At 44.1% G+C, this 20,957-nt stretch carries 23 protein-coding genes; 12 read left to right on the plus strand and 11 right to left on the minus strand.

Features of this window, described 5'->3' with window-relative positions:
• The first annotated feature begins 52 nt into the window (after positions 1-52).
• Complete coding sequence (locus tag E2491_RS09490) at positions 53-1,705, plus strand: ABC1 kinase family protein (RefSeq protein WP_134375306.1); 1,653 nt, start codon at positions 53-55, stop codon at positions 1,703-1,705.
• A complete protein-coding gene (locus E2491_RS09495; protein ID WP_134375308.1) occupies positions 1,702-1,956 on the plus strand; it encodes a hypothetical protein in 255 nt (84 codons plus the stop codon). The genes E2491_RS09490 and E2491_RS09495 overlap by 4 nt, the downstream gene beginning before the upstream one ends.
• Positions 1,957-2,178: 222 nt before the next feature.
• Here the strand turns inward: E2491_RS09495 and E2491_RS09500 are convergent, their stop codons facing one another.
• The 3 genes from E2491_RS09500 to E2491_RS09510 all read right to left on the minus strand — a co-directional run bounded on the left by E2491_RS09500 (position 2,179) and on the right by E2491_RS09510 (position 5,872).
• Positions 2,179-3,732 (minus strand): fatty acid--CoA ligase family protein, encoded by a 1,554-nt coding sequence (locus E2491_RS09500; protein ID WP_134375310.1) that lies wholly within the window; start codon positions 3,730-3,732, stop codon positions 2,179-2,181.
• 399 nt (positions 3,733-4,131) lie between these two features.
• Positions 4,132-5,121, minus strand: a complete 990-nt coding sequence (gene lplA, locus E2491_RS09505) for a lipoate--protein ligase (RefSeq protein ID WP_134375312.1) — start codon at positions 5,119-5,121, stop codon at positions 4,132-4,134.
• Positions 5,105-5,872, minus strand: a complete 768-nt coding sequence (locus E2491_RS09510; protein WP_134375314.1) for an MBL fold metallo-hydrolase — start codon at positions 5,870-5,872, stop codon at positions 5,105-5,107. Before E2491_RS09510 ends, lplA begins: the two co-directional genes overlap by 17 nt.
• 190 nt (positions 5,873-6,062) lie before the next feature.
• Here E2491_RS09510 and yhfH point away from each other — a divergent pair, with 190 nt between their 5' ends.
• Positions 6,063-6,191, plus strand: a complete 129-nt coding sequence (gene yhfH / locus E2491_RS09515) for a protein YhfH (protein WP_134375316.1) — start codon at positions 6,063-6,065, stop codon at positions 6,189-6,191.
• Positions 6,192-6,503: 312 nt separating this feature from the next.
• Here the strand turns inward: yhfH and hemY are convergent, their stop codons facing one another.
• The 3 genes from hemY to hemE form a co-directional block, all read right to left on the minus strand.
• Positions 6,504-7,940, minus strand: a complete 1,437-nt coding sequence (hemY, locus tag E2491_RS09520; protein ID WP_134375318.1) for a protoporphyrinogen oxidase — start codon at positions 7,938-7,940, stop codon at positions 6,504-6,506.
• 22 nt (positions 7,941-7,962) lie between these two features.
• The gene (gene hemH, locus E2491_RS09525) at positions 7,963-8,904 is read right to left on the minus strand and encodes a ferrochelatase (protein ID WP_134375320.1); all 942 of its coding nucleotides are present in this window, start codon (positions 8,902-8,904) and stop codon (positions 7,963-7,965) included.
• A gap of 90 nt (positions 8,905-8,994) precedes the next feature.
• Positions 8,995-10,026, minus strand: a complete 1,032-nt coding sequence (hemE, locus tag E2491_RS09530) for a uroporphyrinogen decarboxylase (protein WP_371414467.1) — start codon at positions 10,024-10,026, stop codon at positions 8,995-8,997.
• 257 nt (positions 10,027-10,283) lie between these two features.
• On the opposite strand from hemE, the gene E2491_RS09535 reads away from it, so the two are divergent.
• Entirely contained in the window at positions 10,284-10,793 is a 510-nt protein-coding gene (locus E2491_RS09535) for an antibiotic biosynthesis monooxygenase family protein (protein WP_134375324.1), read from the plus strand.
• A gap of 48 nt (positions 10,794-10,841) precedes the next feature.
• Here E2491_RS09535 and E2491_RS09540 read toward each other — a convergent pair whose 3' ends face one another.
• Positions 10,842-11,456 (minus strand): phosphatase PAP2 family protein, encoded by a 615-nt coding sequence (locus E2491_RS09540; RefSeq protein ID WP_134375326.1) that lies wholly within the window; start codon positions 11,454-11,456, stop codon positions 10,842-10,844.
• Positions 11,457-11,639: 183 nt separating this feature from the next.
• Here E2491_RS09540 and E2491_RS09545 point away from each other — a divergent pair, with 183 nt between their 5' ends.
• The gene (locus E2491_RS09545) at positions 11,640-12,767 is read left to right on the plus strand and encodes a M20 family metallopeptidase (protein WP_134375418.1); all 1,128 of its coding nucleotides are present in this window, start codon (positions 11,640-11,642) and stop codon (positions 12,765-12,767) included.
• Positions 12,768-13,055: 288 nt separating this feature from the next.
• Here the strand turns inward: E2491_RS09545 and E2491_RS09550 are convergent, their stop codons facing one another.
• Both E2491_RS09550 and E2491_RS09555 read right to left on the minus strand, forming a co-directional pair.
• Positions 13,056-14,279 carry an ABC transporter permease gene (locus E2491_RS09550; protein ID WP_134375328.1) on the minus strand — a complete coding sequence of 408 codons (1,224 nt, stop codon included), beginning with the start codon at positions 14,277-14,279 and terminating at the stop codon, positions 13,056-13,058.
• Complete coding sequence (locus tag E2491_RS09555) at positions 14,263-15,012, minus strand: ABC transporter ATP-binding protein (protein WP_134375330.1); 750 nt, start codon at positions 15,010-15,012, stop codon at positions 14,263-14,265. The genes E2491_RS09550 and E2491_RS09555 overlap by 17 nt, the downstream gene beginning before the upstream one ends.
• Positions 15,013-15,132: 120 nt before the next feature.
• Between E2491_RS09555 and E2491_RS09560 the strand changes: the two genes are divergently transcribed.
• The 6 genes from E2491_RS09560 to E2491_RS09585 all read left to right on the plus strand — a co-directional run bounded on the left by E2491_RS09560 (position 15,133) and on the right by E2491_RS09585 (position 19,043).
• Positions 15,133-15,555 carry an HIT family protein gene (locus E2491_RS09560; protein WP_134375332.1) on the plus strand — a complete coding sequence of 141 codons (423 nt, stop codon included), beginning with the start codon at positions 15,133-15,135 and terminating at the stop codon, positions 15,553-15,555.
• A gap of 120 nt (positions 15,556-15,675) precedes the next feature.
• Positions 15,676-16,194 carry a tryptophan transporter gene (locus E2491_RS09565; RefSeq protein WP_134375334.1) on the plus strand — a complete coding sequence of 173 codons (519 nt, stop codon included), beginning with the start codon at positions 15,676-15,678 and terminating at the stop codon, positions 16,192-16,194.
• 354 nt (positions 16,195-16,548) lie between these two features.
• Positions 16,549-16,929, plus strand: a complete 381-nt coding sequence (locus tag E2491_RS09570; protein ID WP_134375336.1) for a YtxH domain-containing protein — start codon at positions 16,549-16,551, stop codon at positions 16,927-16,929.
• A gap of 509 nt (positions 16,930-17,438) precedes the next feature.
• On the plus strand, positions 17,439-18,026 hold the full coding sequence (locus tag E2491_RS09575) for an HTH-type transcriptional regulator Hpr (RefSeq protein ID WP_134375338.1): 588 nt from the start codon (positions 17,439-17,441) through the stop codon (positions 18,024-18,026).
• Positions 18,027-18,209: 183 nt separating this feature from the next.
• The gene (locus E2491_RS09580) at positions 18,210-18,770 is read left to right on the plus strand and encodes a DUF3267 domain-containing protein (protein WP_134375340.1); all 561 of its coding nucleotides are present in this window, start codon (positions 18,210-18,212) and stop codon (positions 18,768-18,770) included.
• Positions 18,771-18,854: 84 nt separating this feature from the next.
• A complete protein-coding gene (locus E2491_RS09585) occupies positions 18,855-19,043 on the plus strand; it encodes a hypothetical protein (RefSeq protein ID WP_134375342.1) in 189 nt (62 codons plus the stop codon).
• 529 nt (positions 19,044-19,572) lie between these two features.
• On the opposite strand, the gene E2491_RS09590 is transcribed toward E2491_RS09585, so the two are convergent.
• Positions 19,573-19,665 carry a YjcZ family sporulation protein gene (locus E2491_RS09590; RefSeq protein WP_134375344.1) on the minus strand — a complete coding sequence of 31 codons (93 nt, stop codon included), beginning with the start codon at positions 19,663-19,665 and terminating at the stop codon, positions 19,573-19,575.
• 25 nt (positions 19,666-19,690) lie between these two features.
• Positions 19,691-19,774: a YjcZ family sporulation protein gene (locus tag E2491_RS09595; RefSeq protein WP_134375420.1), complete on the minus strand. Its 84-nt coding sequence runs from the start codon at positions 19,772-19,774 to the stop codon at positions 19,691-19,693.
• A 217-nt stretch (positions 19,775-19,991) separates the two neighbouring features.
• Between E2491_RS09595 and E2491_RS09600 the strand changes: the two genes are divergently transcribed.
• Entirely contained in the window at positions 19,992-20,930 is a 939-nt protein-coding gene (locus E2491_RS09600) for a peptidylprolyl isomerase (protein WP_134375346.1), read from the plus strand.
• Positions 20,931-20,957 lie beyond the last annotated feature (27 nt).

A 20,957-nucleotide genomic window follows, 5' to 3' on the forward strand; every position in this document is an offset into this window, starting at 1 on the left:
TTCCGGGTGCGGTGGTAAACTGTAAATATGCGATGGGCAAGTATGGAAGAGGGTGATCAGCACGAAAAAAGTTGCCGCTTATCGAATTTATAAAATTGTTTTTATGTCGGTTAAGTTCTTTCTTCAGGTCTACTTCTTTCAAAGGAAACATCAGGGAAGATGGGATGCTACAACTGAAAGAAAGTGGGCAGAGCTCGCCGGAAAGCAGGCCAGAGAGTATAAGCAGACAGCCCTTAAGCTTGAAGGGCTGATGATTAAAATGGGCCAGTTCTTATCAACACGTGCTGACATTATGCCGAGGTCCTTTATTCTGGAGCTGGAAGGACTGACCGATCGCGTGCCTCCCGTTCCGTGGGAAGAAGCTAAAAGAGTGATTGAGGACGACTGGAATACGGCATACGGAAATATCGTTCATAAAATTTCTGAAAATCCGGTCGCATCCGCCTCTATCGGCGATGTTTATCACGCCTGGCTTCACAATGGTGATTCAGTTGCGATCAAGGTTCAGCGCCCCGGCATTGAACGCATTATCCGGACCGATTTTAAAGCAATGAAAATCGTCATCTGGCTTGCTAAGCGTTTTACGCGGTTCGGCAAACAAGTGGATCTGGACGCCCTTTACCGGGAAATGACAATCGTAATAGGCGATGAGCTCAATTTTAAGAAAGAGCTTCAGAATGGCGTCGCATTTGGTGAGCGTTTTAAAGATACGCCGGGAGTGATCGTTCCAAGATACATCGAGGAGTATACGACCAGAAGAGTGCTCGTCATGGACTGGATCGAAGGCTCAAAAATCACTGATCAGTCATTCCTGGATAAACACGGACTGAATAGGGAAGAGCTGGCTGAAAATCTGCTGCTGCTTTTTATCGAACAGCTGCTGAATGAGGGCATGTTCCATGCAGATCCACACGGAGGCAACATTCTGATTAAAGAGGATGGAACCATTGTATTAATTGATTTCGGTATGGTAGGTGTCATTCGCAAAAAAGATGCTGAAGCTGTTCAAAGGGCGGTTGAAGGAGTTATTTTTGAACGCTACAGCGAGGTTGTTGAAGCGCTTGAACAAATGAAATTCCTTCTGCCTAAAGCAGATAAAGACATTCTTGAAGATGTTGTTGAGCGCGTCGTGCAGGTGTATAAAAGCGGGGAATGGCAGGATGGCGAGAGCCTGATGATGGAGAGCCTGCTTGAAGATATTCAGGATATTGTCCGCACCCAGCCGATCCAGCTTCCTACGGAGTTTGCGTTCTTCGGCCGAGCGATTTCCACCTTTACCGGGGTTATTTATACGATCTATCCGGAAGCCGACTTTATTGAAATGGCAAGGCCAACGATTGTGAGATGGGCTACTGCCCGTAATGACGATCGTGAAGACAGTGCACCGTGGCAAACTGCTGTACGTTACATACAGCCACTGCTTAGTGCCCCTTCAAAATTTTCAGATGCCCTTGATGAACCGAAACGTTACAGACGGATGATGCAGTGGAGCAATAAAAAGGACCGCACGCTGCAGGAACTGACTGCCAGACGGAGAGACATCATCATCATTACTGCAATTCCTTTTATTAGTCTCCACGCAGGTATTCTGATTGAAAACTGGCTTTTAACCGGTATAGCCGGCGCACTGACAGCTGCAGGAGCGCTGCGGTACCGATCCATATCGGGTAAAATTGCCCGTGAATCTGAGGAGGAATATTCATGATGGAAGAACCGAAAATCGAACGCGAATATAAAACGTCAAAAGGACCGTTTGAAGCAAAACTCGAGGGGCTTGAAAATGGCTACCGTATAACGCTTAAGGGAGACCCTGAAAAGCTTCGGAGAAAACGTCAGGTGAAAGCTTCTTTTGTTGATTTTCTTAAAAAAGCGGACGTTTCCGGCTATCCGATTTTGTTTCCTTTTAATCTGCTGCTCAGGTTTTTCGCCCGGTATAAAAATCCGGTAAATAAATAAAGTGAAGCCGTAACCCGTTTGAGGGGTTACGGCTTTTTAGTTTGTTTTAATAAGCCGGGGTGGTCCCACCCCTTTAACATATTAATGATGTCGATAGCTAAATCTTTTCTGTTAATAGCCAGACAACTGCTGTCGATAGACGCCAGAAAAATGATCTAAATGAATGGCATCGAAGATTTTCTGTTTAACTATATTATTGTGATTTTAACGTCAGAAATCTATTTAGCCCTGACGCACCTGGTCGCGGAGTGCGCGTCTCAGGATTTTACCGGTTGTGTTTTTTGGCAGTTCATCGATGAATTCGATGACGGTTGGCAGTTTGTATTTTGCCAGCTTTGATGAGCAGAATGCCAGCAGGTCCTCTTTTGTTAAGGAAGGGTCTTTGGACACGACAAAGGCATGTACAGCTTCTCCGTAATTCATATCCGGAACGCCGACAACTGCAGCCTCTGTGATCGCTTCGTGCTCGTAAAGTACCTCTTCAACCTCGCGTGGATAAACATTGTACCCGCCGACGATGACCATATCTTTTTTACGGTCAACAATGAAGAAGTAGCCTTCCTCGTCCTGTTTTGCAAGGTCTCCAGTGTAAAGCCAGCCGTCACGAATGGCAGCTGCCGTTTCTTCAGGCATTTTATAATAGCCTTTCATGACGTTCGGTCCTCTGACAATCAGCTCTCCCACTTCACCAGGCGGTACTTCTTCACCTAGCTCGTTAACGATTTTATTTTCAACATTTGTAATGGATGTTCCGATTGAGCCTGCTTTGCGCTCCCGGTCTAATGGGTTAAAGCATGTTACAGGTGAAGCTTCAGATAAACCGTAACCTTCAGAAACACGGACGTTAAATTTCCCTTCAAACTGATGCAGCAGCGCAACCGGCAGTGAGGCACCGCCTGAAATGCATAGACGGACACTTTCAAAGCTTTCCCCTGTTGCCTCAGGATACTGAAGCAGGAAGTTATACATTGTTGGCACACCTGCAAATACAGTCGCTTTATGCTTTTGAACGACATCAAATACGTCTTTCGGGCTGAATCGCGGAACGATCAGCATGGTTCCACCATTGATTAATGGTGCATTTAATACAACCGTTAAGGCAAACACATGGAACATCGGAAGGGCTGTAACGACGCGGTCTTCCCCTGTAATGTTCAAGTACTCCGCTACGTCTTTCGCATTTGAAAAGACGTTTTTATGCGACAGCATCGCCCCTTTAGGCTTTCCTGTCGTTCCTGACGTGTAAAGGATGATTGCTGTATCCTCTTCATCAATATCAGGGCCCTGATAAAGTGGACTTTGAGTGCCGGTCGCATGCATAAATGCTGTTACCTTCCCCTTTACCGCTTCAGGCAGGGCAGCGATTTTCTCATGAGCATCCGGTGCTGTCTCACAAATGACGTATTGGACAATCCCCGGAAGTGCAGCGTGTGCTTTTTCAACAAGTGGCAGCAAAAGGTCAAGTGCGACAACAACCTTTACATCACCATCACGCAATATGTAGGCAATTTCATCAGGCGTATAAATCGGGTTAATTGGTATAACCGTAGCCCCGATTCTCATTACTGCATACATTGAAATAACAAAATGAGGTGAATTCCCTAGCAATAAGCCAACGTGATCCCCTTTTTTCACGCCGGCTTCTGTCAGGTAATTCGCCATTTTATTTACTGCACCGTTTAATTCCGCGTATGATGCTGATTGGTCCATAAAATGATATGCCGTTTTACCAGCGTGCTGTTCTGCTGTTTCCTGTAGACGATCTGATAAATTCACTGTTCCATCCCCCTTGATATTTTTCCTTTTTTTGCGCAAGTGAATGAATAGTCATTCATTCACTGGTAAAAAAAGAAGCGAATATTCACACTAATTATATAGGCTGTTCCAGTGATAATCAAGATAGCGCTTTCAAAATTCTACTATTTAAGACATATAATTTATATTAAAACCGGGCGGGATTCCCCCTTCGCTTTCCACGGCCGGGCGGTGAACCCCTTGTGCTTCGCACAACGGTTTCACCTGTCCCTTCTCTGCCGTAGGAGTCTTCGGGGGAATCCCGCCCTCAAATATAGCTTTTTTTTGAAAATGCAAAAGAAAACAACCGTGCAAAGTAATGTTTTTTAAACGGCATGTTTTGCAATGATGCTGCTACTTTATTAATTCGAATCTGTAGAGTTAATACAACAAATCAATAAATTCATCGCGTTCTACGTTACCGAAGTAGTGTTTCAGGTCTACGCCTTCGAGTGCTTTTTCGATTTCATCTCTTTCGTAGCGGATGCCTGTGAGTTTTTGTTCGATTTCGCTCACATCACCGACACCGAAGAAATCGCCGTAGATTTTAGCATTCTGGATGGTTCCTTTTTCTACGTCGAGTCGTACGTCTACGCTTCCGACCGGGAAACGGTGTGAGTGCTGGAGATTGAATTTAGGGGATTTCCCGTAGTTCCATTCCCAGTTCTGATAACGTTCCTCAGACAGCTTGTGGATGTTCTTCCAGTCTTCTTCTGTCAGCACATATTCCTCGATTTTCTCTTCGCTGCCGAAAATATGACGGAGAATAAGCTGTTTAAATTCTTCGATTGTGATTTTTTGGTCCATGAATTCCGAGATATTTGCGACACGGCTGCGGATTGATTTGATTCCTTTTGACTCGATTTTGTCTTTTCGGACTTTAAGTGAGGAGACAACGTTGTCAATTTCAGAATCAAACATGAGCGTGCCATGACTGAACATTCTTCCTTTTGTGGAGAATTGGGCATTTCCGGAGATTTTGCGCTCACCGACCAGTAAATCGTTACGGCCTTTTAATTCTGCAGGAACCCCGATCTGATTTAGCGCGTCGACAACAGGTTCCGTGAACTTCTTAAAGTTGTGGAAGCTGTCACCGTCGTCCTTTGTGATAAAACTGAAGTTCAGATTTCCAAGATCATGATAAACTGCACCGCCACCAGAAAGACGGCGTACGACCTTAATGTTGTTTTTCTCCACATACTCAGTGTTGATCTCTTCAATCGTATTCTGATTCTTCCCGATGATGATGGACGGCTCATTGATATAAAAAAGCAGATACGTCTGATCAATATCAAGATTTTTCAGTGCATATTCTTCAATCGCAAGATTAATTTTCGGATCTGTAATGCCTTTATTATCGATAAATAACATGCGGTTGTCCTCCTTTAGTAAATGTAATGGTCATTCCGGCAGCAGCCAGATGTGATTCCCCGGCATATACTTCCTTCGCTTCAGCAAGCAGCTGTTGAAGATCACCGAAATGAGGTAAATGCGTCAGTACCAGCATTTTCACTCCGGCATCTTTCGCAATCGTTGCTGCTTCCTCACTCGTCATATGACCGGCGCTTGATGCATTCATCCCTTTATAAAAATTGGATTCAGCAATCAGCACATCCGTATTTTCCGCGAAATCCGTGAAAGCATCCTGATAGGCTGAATCAGCTGTAAAAACAAAAGATCCTTCATCAGAGTCAACCCGCACAGCATAACACGGAACCGGATGCACCGTCTTTTGAAAACGAAGGGTGAACGGTCCTGCCTGAAGGGGCTGATCCGGTTGATAAGCTTCATTCAACATGAATTCCTTATAACCGAGAGATGCAAAGCCGGCTTCATCTTCATTGTGCCCATATGCCTTTACCTGAACCGGCTTTTGCTGAAGGTGATGCTGAATTAAGAGAGCATGATGTAAAACGCCGATATCTGCAATATGGTCTGCGTGGTAATGCGTAATCAATACAGCATCCAGCTCTTCAGGTGCGATAAACTTCTGCAAAGCAGACAACACACCGCTTCCGCAATCGATCAGCAGCTTATAATCATCTGTTTCTACAAGATAACCCGCACTCGCTTCCCCTGCTTTAGGATATCCTCCCCAGGGTCCAATCACCGTCAACTTCACGATCAAATCCTCCTTTAAAGCCTATTCTGTCTGCAATTTCTTCCCTCTCCTACTATACTTCAAATGCACTATTTTTTCACGAATGTGCTTTTTTTCAGAATATTCCTTGACCTTTCCGCATCTGTTATAATACAATACTAATAACAAACACGTAGTACTATAACAAAAAAACAGAAAGAGGTTGATCTACATGTTGGAAAACGTAATGGAATTCTTCAGAAACCTGCCACCTAAAAAATGCGCATCCTGCGGCGAACAAATGGAAGAACAGGCAGAAGCCTACAGCACTACTTGCGAAAAGTGTGCCGGTACCCAATAAAAAAAGCGCCCCCGGGGCGCTTTTTTTATTGACTCATGCTGTATCAGTACAGAATATGATGTCGAGTTTCTTTATACTTTCTAAAACGAAGCTTTTTTATTCTTTCTAATAACATGCTAGAAAGATTGATGTGCTCTGCTGGTTTTCATTTTTCCCTAACAAAACCAAGATGAGTTGATTGAAATTAAGGACAGGATTCCCCCGAAGACTCCTACGGCAGAGAAGCGACAGGTGAGACAGCGTATTGCGAAGCAATAGCTGGCTCACCGCGCGGCCGTGGAAAGCGAAGGGGGAATCCTGTCCGATTTTTCATCAAACCCCCGGCTTCACAAAAGCCAGCGCCTTCAACGCAGCAAGCTCACCCTGATCAATACAATCCGGCAGCCCGATCCCGTCATAAGATGCACCAGCAAGATACACACCAGGAAACTTCTGCTCAAGCTCAGCACGGACCACACTCATACGCTGTCTGTGTCCGACCGTATACTGAGGCATTGCGCGCTTCCACCGGGTCACAATTGTAAACTCAGGCTTTGCTTCCACATCCATAATCTTCTTCAAATCCTCCAGCACAATCTGTTCAATCTGACTGTCTGAAAGATCCACTATAGCCTCATCACCAGCTCTCCCTACATAACAGCGAAGCAGTACTTTCCCATCTGGAACGGTGTGCGGCCATTTATTATGCGTCCACGTGCACGCTGTAATGGTGTAATCACTATTTCGTGAAACAACGAATCCTGTGCCATCATGAACATTTTTCACTTGATCCTCCGGGAACGCCATTGCGACTGTTGCCACTGAGGTTGCCGGCACATCAGCAATTTCTTTTAGAAGATCATGCTCTTCAAAAACGGATGCGGCCGTGTAATGCGGAACGGTGAAAATAATCGTATCGGCTTCGATCTCTGCCCCGCTGCTTAATTGGAGATTATACCGGTGCGCAGAGGAAACACCTTCTGTGATGCCTTCCACCCTTACACCTTTTTGCACGGTAAAGTCTGTCAGTACTTCTTCAAGTCTTGTAATGAGTGACTCCAAACCGGTTGAAAGCGTCAAAAACAGGCTTTTTTTCCGCTGCTGATCGAGCGGTTTTTTAGGAAGTGGTGCAGCAGGCGTTGTTTTCTTAATACCGGCGATCAGGCTCCGATGCTCCTTTTCAAGCTGATGATATTGTGGAAAGGTTGACATGAGACTGATTTGGTCAATGTCCCCGGCATAAATACCTGAAAGCAGCGGTTCAATCAGGTTCTCAACAATCTCATCACCAAGGCGCCGTCTGAAAAACGCCCCAAGCGACTGGTCACCCTCCGTTTTTGAACGCGGCAGCACAAAGTCACCTGCAGCACGAAGCTTACCGGTAACGGAAAGCAGATCGGTTGTCATAAAGGGCTTGATCTTTGTAGGGATCCCCATGATCGAGCCACCCGGCATCGGATGAAGCTTGTCATTGGTCAGAATAAAAGCCTGTCCAGTCGAATTCGGCACGAGCTGATCACCGAGACCGACTTCACGGATCAGCCGCTCCATACTTTTTTTCCGCTCCAAAAAAGAGTCGGGTCCTTTTTCGATGACGAACCCGTCTCTAACCGCCGTCTGAATTTTGCCACCGAGACGATGGTTTGCTTCAATCAGTGTCAGATCAGCCTCTATATTCTGTTCTTTTACCTGATTTTGAATCTTATAGGCAGCGGCTAATCCGGTTATCCCGCCTCCTATAATAACCACTTTCGGTTTGAACGTTGTCACAGCGGATCATCACTTTCTGTTTCTAGTTTTTCACTTCGTTTAAATGTTTGAGCACTTTATCTGTCATAGCCTCAATGAACAGGGGCTGTGTATTCGGCATTTCCGGACGGAAGTAGTCCGCACCGATTTCATCTGTTACGACTTTACATTCATAATCGTTGTCATACAGTACCTCAAGGTGATCTGAAACAAATCCAACCGGCGTATATACAAATGCTTTATAGCCGTGTTTTTCGTGAAGATCTCTTGTCAGGTCCTGAACATCCGGTCCAATCCACGGATCAGGCGTGTTTCCTTCACTCTGCCATCCGATTTCGTAGTTCTTCACACCGGCTGCTTCAGCAATCAGGTCAGCTGTTTCTTTCAACTGGTCTGGATAAGGGTCTCCACCTGCAAGAATTTTTTCCGGAAGGCTGTGAGCAGACACGATTAGCACTGCATCTTCACGCTGTGCATCTGTCATACCATCAAATGTTGCTTTTACTTTTTCAGACCAGTACTGAATGAATTTCGGCTCATCGTACCAGCTTTCAATAGACGTAATAGCCGGACCGCCGATCTCATCAGAACGGTCTTTCGCACGCTTATTATAAGATTTAACGCTGTAAGAAGAGAAATGTGGTGCCAGTACAATCGATACCGCTTCCTCAATGCCATCCTTTTTCATATCGTCCACTGCATCTTCTACAAACGGCTCAATATGTTTTAAACCGAGGTACATTTTGAACTCGATTTCATCCTGCACTTCATTTAGATGATCTGTCAGTGCGTTCGCCTGCTCTTCTGTAATACGTGCAAGCGGAGAAATTCCTCCAATTGCATCATAACGTTCTCTCAAATCTTCAAGCAGTTCCGGCGAAGGCTTTCTGCCACGTCTGATGTGAGTATAAAATCTTTCAAGGTCACCTTCTGTATAAGGTGTTCCATATGCCATTACAAGCAATCCCATTTTCTTTTTTGCCATTTTCCATTCACCTCATTAGCGATTAATGTCATTCTTTTTATTATTAGCATGAACCCCTGACCTGTTCCATTCTCATGCTTTTAAAATGTGTTATCGCGCAGTGTATTCATGAACAAATGATGTCAGTCTCTTCAGCGTTTCCGGTTGTACTTCCGGGAATACGCCATGTCCCAGGTTAAAGATGTGGCCCGGGTGTGCCATACCTTCATCAAGAATCGGTTTCACGTGCTTTTCAATCGTATCCCAGTCACAAAGTAATAAAGATGGATCCAGATTACCCTGAACCGCTTTTGTTACGCCTTTTTCACGCGCTTCCTTAATCGGCAATCTCCAGTCGAGCCCTACAACATCAAGCGGAAGGTCATTCCAGTCCTTAGCCAGATGAGCCGCTCCGACTCCATGCATAATCAGCACAGCGTCTTCCCCTCTTAATGCTGCAAAGATTTTTTCCATGTGGGGCTTGATGTATGTGCGATAGTCTGCCGTATTTAATGTGCCCACCCATGAATCAAACAGCTGGATCGCACCTGCACCTGCTTTAATCTGAGCTTTTGTGTAAAGAATCGTCATCTCAGCAAGCTTGTCCATTAATGCATTCCACGCTTGAGGTTCCTGATACATGAATGCCTTTGTTTTATGATAATTACGGGACGGTCCACCTTCGATCATATAGCTGGCAAGCGTAAATGGCGCTCCGCCAAATCCGATCAGTGGTACGTTCAGCTGCTCAGTTGTCAAAAGCCTGATCGTATCTAACACGTGAGGAACATCCTCTTCCGGGTTAATCATGCCAAGCTTTTCTATATCTTTGACAGAGCGGATTGGATTATCGATCACCGGACCAATACCGGACTTAATTTCCACATCTACGCCAATCGCAGGAAGCGGTGTCATAATATCCTTGTAAAGAACCGCTGCATCCACATTGTAGTTTTCTACCGGCAGTCGGGTTACATACGCACAAAGCTCAGGCTGAAGCGTAATTTCAAACAGTGAATATTTCTCTTTAATCTTGCGGTATTCAGGCTGTGAACGTCCTGCCTGACGCATATACCAGGCAGGTGTATGTGTGACGCTCTCTCCTTTTGCAGCACGTAAAAATGTATCGTTAAATGAGGACATAATAAAATGAAGCCACCTTTCAGCTTTTTAAGCATGCATATAAAGCCAGCCCTCCACAGGCTAAGCTCTCTCAATCGTATCATAATTTTTATAACCGTTTTAACTATAGACCTTTTCCCTATTAGTGTATACCAGACGGGTTTAAATGTCATAAAATCGACTATTTTCATTAATGCTCTTTCTTTTGATTTTCTATTTGAATGGATTATCATATTTAAAGAAAGGGTATTCATTACATACTGAAGGAGGAATCGCCAATGAATATGTATATGACATTTGGAACACCGGAATTTCTTCATAAATTTACTGAGGAACATCCAAACGAGACAATGATTCAACTGCAGGGAGACGACACCACCCTTCTTCTTCACGAGACAGAAGGAAGCACAGTGTTCAGCCAGCCCCGCAAATATGAAATCTTTGATCAGACAGGTACACTGACAAATAACGGTTTCTTTGTATTCAATAACATCCCTGTCTCTGAAGAAGGTCGTCCGGTTTTTGAACACCGCTTTAAAAACCGCGCAGGATTGATCGAAGAAGAGCCTGGCTTTATAGCAATCCGTATTTTGCGCCCCCTTGACTCAGATACGTATGTCGTTCTGACACAATGGGAGGATGAAGAATCATTCAAGAACTGGCAAACCTCACAATCCTATAATAAAGCTCACGCTAAACGGGGAACGTCTGAAGGGATCGACCATCAGAAAAGCATTTTCCCGAGACAGTCTTTTGTCACTAAGTATGTAGGACAGACCGAACAGTAAAATGAAGAGGGCTGGACAACCGGTAAGCGGTGTCCAGCCCTTATTCATTTACATGGTTTTCTTCACTGTCCGTCTCTTCATGATTACTTCATAAATCAGCAGACAGATCACTGCGTACGTATACCCGAGCAGCCAGCCTCCAACGACATCAGAAAAATAATGTGCCTGATCCGGCAGCCTGCTCAATCCGGCCAGAGCGGACAGGAGCAGTGCACCTGAAAACAGCATAATCTGCACAGCAGTCTGTCCGGATTTCTCAGTAAGCAGATAAATGATCACAACCGCAGCAATGATGCTGACCATCGCATGACCACTTGGAAAACTGTAGCCGGCTTCTGCGAGCTGGTCTCCCGGTCTTGGACGTTCAGTCGCAGTTTTAATCAGCTTATTCAGCACATTCCCTCCTGCAACAGCCAGAAGTATAATTATCATGCCCACATAGTTGTTTCTCCTGAACCATAAGAAAAGAATCGCCGCAATGCTGACTGTGGCCAGAAAAATCTCGCCGCCAAAAAAACCGAAAAATAATAAAAAGTCCATACGCCCAAATACGTCTTGTCCGTAGCGATCGAGATCCTCTGTTGCTCCTGACTGCAAATTAACAATCAATAATAAAACCGCTGTCAATGTCACCGCACCGAGCGGATAAAAAAGCTTCTTCACGCGCGCTCCACCCCCTCTAAATCTTTACTACTTTCATTATATAGTAACCCTTTCGTTGTCAAAAGAGTGAAAAAATTCATTCCACATGGTATACTTTCCCGCATAATCGAAACAATTTTTCAGGAGGAGATCATTGTGAGCACCGAAAAGCTTTTTTCACTACTCGATTCATATTACGAAGACATGGTATCTGTCAGAAGATATCTTCACCAGCATCCTGAATTATCATTTGAAGAAAAAGAAACGCCAGCCATGATTGCTGCTTTTTACAGAGAACTTGGGGTGGAAGTCAAAACAAGCGTTGGCGGCAACGGTGTTACTGCACTCATTAAAGGCGGCAAACCGGGCAAAAGAATCGCCCTTCGCGCAGATTTCGATGCACTTCCTATTCAGGATGAAAAGGATGTTCCTTATAAATCAACCGTTCCAAATAAAATGCATGCATGCGGACATGATGGGCACACCTCTACCCTGCTTCATTTAGCAAAGGCACTGCATGCCATCCGTGAAGACCTGCCAGGTGAATATGTCATGATCCATCAGCACGCAGAGGAATACGCTCCAGGCGGCGCCAAGCCAATGATTGAAGACGGATGTCTCGAAGGCGTTGACGCTGTATTTGGCACTCACCTCTGGGCCACAGAGCCTACCGGAAAAATTCAATATCGTACGGGACCGATTATGGCTGCGGCAGACCGCTTCGAAATCAAAATTCAAGGAGCAGGCGGTCACGGCGCACAACCGCATAAAACAAAAGATGCACTCGTAACTGGTGCCCAGCTCGTCACGGCCCTTCAGCAGGTCGTATCGCGAAAAGTAAATCCAATTGACTCAGCTGTTGTAACGGTCGGATCCTTTGTCGCAGATAATGCATTCAATGTCATTGCCGACTCCGCCAAGCTGATCGGAACCGCACGTACATTTAATCCTGAAGTCCGCGACCTCGTTGAAAAAGAAATCGGCCGAATCACACAGGGAATCTGTCTTGCAGCTGACTGTACATTCGACTACACCTATTTCCGCGGCTACCCTGCCGTTGTGAATCACGTAGCTGAAACTGATTATCTCGTTGAACAGGCTCGCCATATCAGTGACGTCAAAGAAATCGAGGAAGCTGAAGCGCAAATGGGCGGCGAAGACTTTGCCTACTACCTCGAACATAAGCCGGGCACCTTCTTCTTCACCGGCGCCAGAGCACCACACGTCGAAAAACCATACCCGCACCACCATCCAAAATTCGATTTCGACGAAAAAGCCATGCTCATTGCAGCCAAAACACTGGGTGCAGCAGCATTGAATTTTCACAACTAAAACAAAGGCCCTGCACAAAATGTGCAGGGCCTTTTTATGTTACGTGTACAAACCGTTCGGGGTATTTGACAACTTGTTGTCGTTATTAAACAACTTTTTTAGTTTATTTAGCAACTCTTAATGAGTATTTAACAACTCTCTTCGCTTATTAGACAAATCTCAACGGTTATTTAACAACCTTCTGTTAAAACCGGGTAGCACCTCACTTGTTTATCTTGATTTATTTAAATATCAAGATGGATAGAGCTACTATTAGAGGTCTGGGTATGCCCAGACCGTTTTTACACATCACAAAACCTGCATCTTCTTAACCTGCGCAGGCAAATAAACAGATACAAAAGCCACAACGAACAGTAACGCAGCACCTGCCGTCAACAGCCCGTCCAGCCATGCACCGCCCCAAAGGCTCACCACACTGAAAACCATCGCCTGCGCTGCCAGCGTATTCACCAGCACTTTTCTAAACGCGTCAGCCTTCATTGATGAAGGAAGCGGATAAAGATCCGGCCAGATTTTCAGCTCGTGCTTTTTCATCATCGGAATGAGCTGGAATCCGGTCAAATACAGGAACAATAAAGCAGTTCCGATCTTAATCCAGATCACACCAGAGCCGATGATAATCACAGACGCAATAATGGTCAGGCGAACCCATAATCCAAAATACTCGTCTGAGCGCAAAAATGTGCGGACGTATAAGTAATAGTAGGACATGCTCTGTCCGTATTTAGAGCGGTCCAGAATCGGATCCAGCCACTTCCTCCTTTTTGCCTGCCCTTTTAAATGAGGGACATCTGTAAACAGATTGGCAAAGCGGTAAAAACGGTGAAGTCGAAGGGTCTCAAGATCAATCAGCAGCTCCCACTTCAGCGTTTTTTCCACAGTTATGATTCTAAAGGCGATTAGATAACCTGCCAGAATAGCTGCAATTGCCACAACTAGCCAAGTCGGGACCTGTGCAAAAAGAGCCCATAAAATAGCAAGATTTAATATAAACCGGAAGCCTGTATCAATGTAATGATAAAACGATTCCTGATAACGCAGAATCGTCCACCTCATGACAAGGTTCCAAATTTTCAATGCCAGCACTGCGATCAACAGTAAAAAGAAATCTCCGAAAGTGGCCCCGGCCGTCTGAACATAGAGCGGCATCGCAACCGCGAGTAACACAACCAAAATGTATGCCTGAAACATAAAACTTGTCACAAGCGCATTCACAAAGTACTGTTTCATCTGCCCTTCAAGTGGCGTCAGGTAGACTTTATCCGCTTCTTTTAAATACGTATACACCGGACTCATCGTCGCTGCGACTGCAAGAACGGCAGCAATGACAATCGCTGACGGGAAGCTTGAATCAAGCGTTTGAATCCAATTGCTGTAGGCAAATCCCCCTCCACCGACAGCAAAAATAATGACGAACATCAAATGTCCGTTAAAGATGTAGCGCAAATATTTTTGCAATTCTTTATTATAATCCTGCAGCCTGTCCTTCCATATATCATGAACGTTTTTCATATGACTCTTCCTTTGTCAGCTGAATATAAATGTCATCGAGCGTGGCATCAGGCATCGAAAACTCTTTTCTCAATTTTTCAAGTGTACCCTGCGCACGTACTTTCCCCTCGTGCAGGATGATAAATGAATCACAGTACCGCTCGGCTGTTGCAAGGATGTGAGTAGACATGAGGATGCCTGCTCCTCCCTCCTTCATCTCTTCCATAAGGTTGAGAAGGGACTGGATCGCAAGCGGATCGAGTCCTACAAACGGTTCATCAATAATATACAGACTCGGATTGATTAAAAAGGCACACATAATCATTACTTTTTGCTTCATTCCCTTGGAAAAATGTGCAGGGAACCACTTAAGCTTGCCTTCCATCCGGAATTTTTTCAGCAGATCCGGGACCCTTTCTTCCACTTCTGCTTCATTCAGGCCATACGCCATCGCTGTCAGCTTTAAATGCTCCTCAAGTGTCAGTTCATCATAAAGAATGGGTGCTTCAGGTATGTAGGAAAACTGTTTTCGGTATTGGTCAGGATCATGTTTAAGTTCCTTGCCATTAATGGATACCGTTCCTGAATGAGGCTCCATCAAGCCGATAATATGTTTGATGGTCGTACTTTTACCTGCGCCATTCAGTCCGATCAGACCGACAATCTGACCCTTATTCATTGAAAAGTCTATTTCATTTAAAACGGGTTTTCTCGTATATCCACCCGTCAGTTTATTGATCTCAAGAAGTGACATGTTTATTTTCCTCTCCTCTGACTTTCTTGAAAGAATTGTAGCATATTCCAGCTGCGAATGCTGTCGGAGAACAGCTGCTGTGATAAAATAAGAAAAACTTACAGTGAAAGGGTGTTCCAAATGAGTGATTGTATTTTCTGCAAAATAATTAACGGTGAGATTCCTTCTTCCAAGGTGTATGAGGATGAGCACGTGTACGCTTTTCTTGATATCAGTCAGGTGACGAAAGGTCATACGCTTGTCATTCCGAAAACCCATAAAAAAGATCTTCATGAGCTGACACCGGAAATTGCAGGTAACCTGTTCTCTGTCGTTCCTAAAATCGCAAATGCAATGAAGCAGTCGTTTGATATGAAAGGAATCAATCTTTTAAATAACAATGGTGAATATGCGGGCCAGACGGTCTTTCATTTCCATCTTCACTTATTGCCAAGACATGGTGAAGAAGATGGCTTTAAGCCTGAATGGCAGGTACATACCGAGGACTATTCCAACGAGCAGCGCGCTGAAATCGCTGCGAAAATCGCGGCAAAGCTTGCCTGAGACAGGAACAGAAAACTGTGCATAAAGGTTCTTTCATGATATAATTGGACTACTTTTCGCTGGCAGCCACGAGGGCATGTCAGGAAAAGACTATTTAGTTTAGCTGAGGAGAGATGAGTTATGAACACAAAAACACTTGTAGTATTGGCATTATTCGCAGGAATGGGAACTGCGCTTCACCTGCTTATTCCCGGGGCATTATTAATGAAGCCGGATATGTCGCTGTTAATGATGTTTTTAGGCATTCTGTTATTCCCGGGTGTAAAAAATGTTTTGTTGATCGGTCTTGCGACAGGCGTTCTGTCAGGACTAACTACAACATTTCCCGGCGGATTCCTGCCTAACTTAATTGACAAACCAATTACAGCATTTATCTTTTACGGTCTCATTTTACTTGGTGCAAGGTTTGTGAAGTCAGCAGTCGGTGCCGGTATTTTCGCCGGAGTCGGCACGCTTGTTTCCGGTTTGATTTTTCTTGGTTCTGCAGCAGTATTAGTCGGACTTCCGGGTCCAATCATGGCGCTTTTCGCAAGTGCTGTGTTACCGGCTATCGCAGTTAATAGTGTGCTGATGGCCATCATGTACCCTATCGCGAAGACCATCATGAAAAGATCAAACCTTATTGAAACAGCTGCCTGATTCCTGCAAGACGCTGTCTTAACAGAGCATCCTGTTAAGGCAGCTTTTTTTATAGATTCCAAACGTCCCGGCAAATGTTTATCGCTAAAGGAAATAGGTTAAAGAAAAGAACAGAAGCACTGCTGCAGCAGTAACAATCAAATTGCGCACTTTCGTTCTTCTTGGAGGAAAAAGATGATTGCTGATCAACTGTATGACACTCCTCATCAAAAGCGCACAGGCCGCAACCATACATACTAAAAAGAACCAGTTAACAGCACTGATTGAAAACGCCTCCTTTTTCAGGCATACTTTGGACAGTTTATGAGATAATCTATAAAATAAGAAGAAAATAAATAAAGGGATGTGTGAGGGATGAATGTAAAATCATTTTTGCTTGGGCTGACAGCCGGATTCGCTGCAGGTGCTGCCGGAACATTGCTTTCAGCACCCCAATCCGGTCAGGAATTGAGAGGGACAATCAGACATACGAAAGATCACTGGAGAGAACACGCACTTGAAATTCAGATGAACCTCCAGCAAGTGAAAGAATCCATTCAGGACGTTTCAAAGGAAGGAAAAGAATCCATCCTCACTGTTGCCTCTGAATTAAAAGAATCCATCCAGGCATGGAAACGTGAAGCCGACCCGGCCATTCACAACCTGCAGGAAGAACTTGCAGCCATCCAGGCTACCATGGAAGAACTCGAACGTTCCATCAAACAGGACGCACGCGAAGAACAACCATCAACATAAAAAAACAGCTGCCTTCGTGCAGCTGTTTTTTATATTTTCACACTCCAGAAAATAAATATATTCCCTCCCTTATTTTAGAAAAGAAATCAGGGAAAGTGGATGATCTCCCCTACACGGTTTCTCAAAACAATAACTAATAGTATTCAACTCAAAAGGCTCGACTCACCCGTAGACTCCTGTGGCGGAAAGGGCGAGTCGAGCCCGTCTTTTTTAGCACAATTAACATAATGAGGATGGTTTAATATTCATTAGTGCCGGGGACATCCGCAGACTCCTGCGGCAGAGAAGCGACAGGTGAGACAACGCAGCGCGAAGCGCAAGTTGGCTCACCGCGCGGCCGCGGAAAGCGGAGGATGTCCCCGGCACAGTTTCAATAAAAAATCACCAAATTATTTTTGTGAGAAAATTTAATTAATTCCTACCTTTTTTTATTTTTACTTTATTGCTATAATATCTTCAACGCACTTATTACACAATTTTAAAATAACATTAGAAAGAAGGTGACAACTTTGGACGATAAGCTTTATTCAATGAAAGAAGCAATGTTATTTAGTCAGCGTATGGCACAACTCAGCAAAGCTTTATGGAAAGCGATCGAAAAAGACTGGCAAAACTGGATTAAGCCTTATGACTTGAATATCAATGAACATCATATCCTATGGATTGCCTATCACTTAAAGGGTGCCTCTATCTCAGATGTCGCAAAGTTTGGTGTCATGCACGTATCAACCGCATTTAATTTCTCCAAAAAACTGGAAGAACGAGGATATCTTCAGTTTTCTAAAAGAGAGAATGACAAGCGGAATACGTACATTAAACTGACCGAAAAAGGTGATGCCCTGCTGCTTGAACTGATGGAAAACTATTCACCTGAAACGCATTCAGTTTTTCAGGGCGCTTCACCATTAAGGGAAATTTACGGAAAGTTCCCTGAGATGATGGAAATGATGGCTATTGTTAAAAATATTTACGGCGATGATTTTATGAAAATCTTTGAAACTTCCTTTCATAATATTGAAAACGAATTCACAGAAGTCGAAGGGAAAATTCAAAAAACCCGTTCCGCTGATCCACTCAAGCAAATCGCTTCTTCATAACCTCCTGTATAGGGGGTTTTTCTTTTGCCTTTTCCTCTGCTGCCTTACACACCCGAAATTTCATTGCATTATTTGAATTGTAAATTTTTTATAAAGGTATTGATTTTTAATTCAAAGGGGAGTAAAGTAACTCTCAGGTTCAATTTTAACACCCAATATCGTCGAGAATGGAGGCGATGAAACATGCATTGCTGGAAATCTATAAACGTAAAAAAACAGTACGGATTTTATCGGATTTTTATGCTTTCAACGATTCTTGTCCTGACTGTTTTTTCTATTTTACATGTATCCATCCAGTTGATGGTGAGTCACCCGCTTAAAGATAATCATTTTATCTGGTTTACTTTGGGCTTTTTACTTGTGTACCCTTTACACAAAATTTTTCATACAATCCCTTTAGCAGGATTTATGAATCTGATTAACCTGAAGACCAGATTTCATTTTTACTTTGTACCGATTATGTCAGTAAGAGTTAACAAACCGATCCCTAAAATATATTTTATTATGGCGCTGATCTTTCCTTTTGTGATTTTAAACAGTATTTTTCTTTATGCAGCAGTTTCTTTTCCTGGATATGCACATTACTTCACCATCCTGACAGCGTATCACTGTGGTATCTGTCTCGTAGACTTTTTATATGCGAAATGTCTCTTCAAATCTCCCCGCGGAGCTTTTATTGAAGAGGATGATGATGGCTATGAAATTCTGATTCCTGTAAGGGAAACTTCGTCCTCAGGGATGTAAAACAGACATAAAAATAGGCTCGCCCTGTTTTTTATGTCTGTTTTTTGGTATCTTAGTAACTAGAGGATAGGAGGATGATAGAGGATGGTTGAAGTCATTGGACTGTTTATCGTATTTACAGTGTTTATACTCTATTCGATTAATCGTATGACAAATAGATTATGTGTCCAAAAGGAAATCCCAAATGAAAAGCAGCCGAAAGTCTTCCGAACAATCAATATTTTAATTTTGATCCTGCTGCTTTCATCTTATGTAGAGATTCTTTATACGTAATTAAAACGGCGGAACGTTTCCATAGAGGAATCGTTCCGCTTTGTTTTTTATAACCGTGCCGGGTCATTCCTACGCGGCCGCCGCTGAACGCTCGCCTACGCTTTTCTTTGGCTAGCTACGACTCGCAGCGGCGTATGCGCTTCCCTCAGCTCTGTCCGATAAGTCAACATCGGTTCACTTCGTTCACCGTGTTTCCTTTATCTCCGACGCTTCAGTCCAGCGCATACGCCGCTGAACGCTCGCCTACGCTTTTCTTTGTCCAGCTTCACAAGGCAGGGACCAGCAAACTTCCCGTCCTCTCGTTCGATAAGTCAACATCAGCTCACTCCGTTCACTGTGTTTCCTTTATCTTCGTCGAGGACAGTCCAGTTTGTACGTCCCTAAACGCCTTGTTACGCTTTTCTTTTTGGCTAGCTGCGGCACCTAGCCCCTCGAGGTCATAAATCAAAGCTGAAAGAGGGCAAAAGGCAGCCCTCTTTTCATCTTCGCCTTATGCTTGTCGGGGCTGAGCAAGGTGCCTACGCTTTTCTTAGAACCATGCGCTTCCGATGATGATAAGAAGTATGAAGAGGACGACGACTAGGGCGAAGCCTCCGTAGTAATTACCGTGTTTATGTGACATTTCATTTTCCCCCTTCTGTTGGTTTTTAGAACCACGCTGCTCCGACAATGATCAGAAGGATGAACAGCACGACAATAAGTGCAAATCCTCCACCGTATCCACAGGACATTAAAACCCCTCCTTCCTTTCTTTTGTATGCTATTCAATGGAAATCAAAAATGGTTGGGCAAAATAGTAAATGTGAAAATTCCTTGAATGTAGAGAAAATTAAGTATTCTCTGCTGGTTAAACGTTTAAATAAGCGTTCACCGTTATATGGAAATGTGATATAGTATGCAGTGAAGAATTTCCACCATAGAATTCACAGATATAAGGAGAGGAAATAAATGAAAAAGTGGATTGCAGCAGCTTCACTAACATTAGGTGTCGCGGCTTTAGCAGGTTGCAGTGACGAGGAATCGGCAAGTGAAGTGATCGCTTCTTCGAGTGCGGGGGACATTACGAAGGACGAGCTTTATGAAGAAATGAAGACGACTGTTGGGGAACAGGCGCTTCAAATGATGATGCTTGAGAAGGTATTGGAAGAAAAGTATCCTGTTGATCAGGAGACGATTGATGCTGAATTTGAAGAAGCAAAAGCACAGTATGGGGATCAGTTTGAGATGGTCCTTTCACAGCAGGGATACGATGAGGAATCCTTCAAGGAAATGCTGAAGCTGAATCGTTTGCAGGAGAATGCACTCGTTGCAGACGTTGAAGTAACAGATGAAGAAATTCAGGCTGAATATGATAAGATGAAAAAAGAAGTAAGCGCACGTCATATTCTTGTTGCTGACGAAGCAACAGCACTTGATGTGAAACAGCAGCTTGAGGATGGCGCGGACTTTGCTGAGCTTGCAAAAGAAGTTTCTACTGAGCCTGCAGCACAGGAAACAGGTGGAGACCTTGGATTCTTCGGACCAGGAGCAATGGATCCTGCTTTCGAAGAGGCTGCTTTTAACCTTGAGCCTAATGTCATCAGTGAACCGGTTGAAACAAGCTTTGGCTGGCACATTATCGAGGTGACAGAAACGCGCGAAGCAGAAGTTGAGCCACTTGAAGATATTCGCGATCAGGTAGAGCATGATCTGAAATTGGCAAAAGCAGATATGAACCAGATCGGTACCGTTGTAAGAGATTTACTTAACGAAGCCAATATCCAGGTAGAAGATGAAGATTTGACTGCAACATTCGATGCTCTTCTACAGGAACCTGTCAGCTCACCTGCTGCTCCTCCGGCAGAAGAGCCAGCTGAAGAGGAAACAACTGAAGATACAGAAGAATAACATAAAACATAAGCTGGTCACACTCCG

Source organism: Jeotgalibacillus sp. R-1-5s-1 (assembly GCF_004405105.1).
Lineage (GTDB): Bacteria > Bacillota > Bacilli > Bacillales > Jeotgalibacillaceae > Jeotgalibacillus.

Bases quoted from the DNA above. Each gene is read 5' to 3' on its own strand.
- lplA (WP_134375312.1), bottom strand. From the start codon at position 5,121: ATGTTATTTATCGATAATAAAGGCATTACAGATCCGAAAATTAATCTT.
- E2491_RS09535 (WP_134375324.1), top strand. From the start codon at position 10,284: ATGAATATGTATATGACATTTGGAACACCGGAATTTCTTCATAAATTT.
- hemH (WP_134375320.1), bottom strand. From the start codon at position 8,904: ATGGCAAAAAAGAAAATGGGATTGCTTGTAATGGCATATGGAACACCT.
- E2491_RS09550 (WP_134375328.1), bottom strand. From the start codon at position 14,279: ATGAAAAACGTTCATGATATATGGAAGGACAGGCTGCAGGATTATAAT.
- E2491_RS09595 (WP_134375420.1), bottom strand. From the start codon at position 19,774: ATGTCCTGTGGATACGGTGGAGGATTTGCACTTATTGTCGTGCTGTTC.
- E2491_RS09570 (WP_134375336.1), top strand. From the start codon at position 16,549: ATGAATGTAAAATCATTTTTGCTTGGGCTGACAGCCGGATTCGCTGCA.
- E2491_RS09585 (WP_134375342.1), top strand. From the start codon at position 18,855: ATGGTTGAAGTCATTGGACTGTTTATCGTATTTACAGTGTTTATACTC.
- E2491_RS09565 (WP_134375334.1), top strand. From the start codon at position 15,676: ATGAACACAAAAACACTTGTAGTATTGGCATTATTCGCAGGAATGGGA.
- E2491_RS09545 (WP_134375418.1), top strand. From the start codon at position 11,640: ATGGTATCTGTCAGAAGATATCTTCACCAGCATCCTGAATTATCATTT.
- E2491_RS09495 (WP_134375308.1), top strand. From the start codon at position 1,702: ATGATGGAAGAACCGAAAATCGAACGCGAATATAAAACGTCAAAAGGA.
- E2491_RS09555 (WP_134375330.1), bottom strand. From the start codon at position 15,012: ATGTCACTTCTTGAGATCAATAAACTGACGGGTGGATATACGAGAAAA.
- E2491_RS09600 (WP_134375346.1), top strand. From the start codon at position 19,992: ATGAAAAAGTGGATTGCAGCAGCTTCACTAACATTAGGTGTCGCGGCT.
- E2491_RS09580 (WP_134375340.1), top strand. From the start codon at position 18,210: ATGCATTGCTGGAAATCTATAAACGTAAAAAAACAGTACGGATTTTAT.
- hemE (WP_371414467.1), bottom strand. From the start codon at position 10,026: ATGTCCTCATTTAACGATACATTTTTACGTGCTGCAAAAGGAGAGAGC.
- E2491_RS09560 (WP_134375332.1), top strand. From the start codon at position 15,133: ATGAGTGATTGTATTTTCTGCAAAATAATTAACGGTGAGATTCCTTCT.
- E2491_RS09590 (WP_134375344.1), bottom strand. From the start codon at position 19,665: ATGTCACATAAACACGGTAATTACTACGGAGGCTTCGCCCTAGTCGTC.
- yhfH (WP_134375316.1), top strand. From the start codon at position 6,063: ATGTTGGAAAACGTAATGGAATTCTTCAGAAACCTGCCACCTAAAAAA.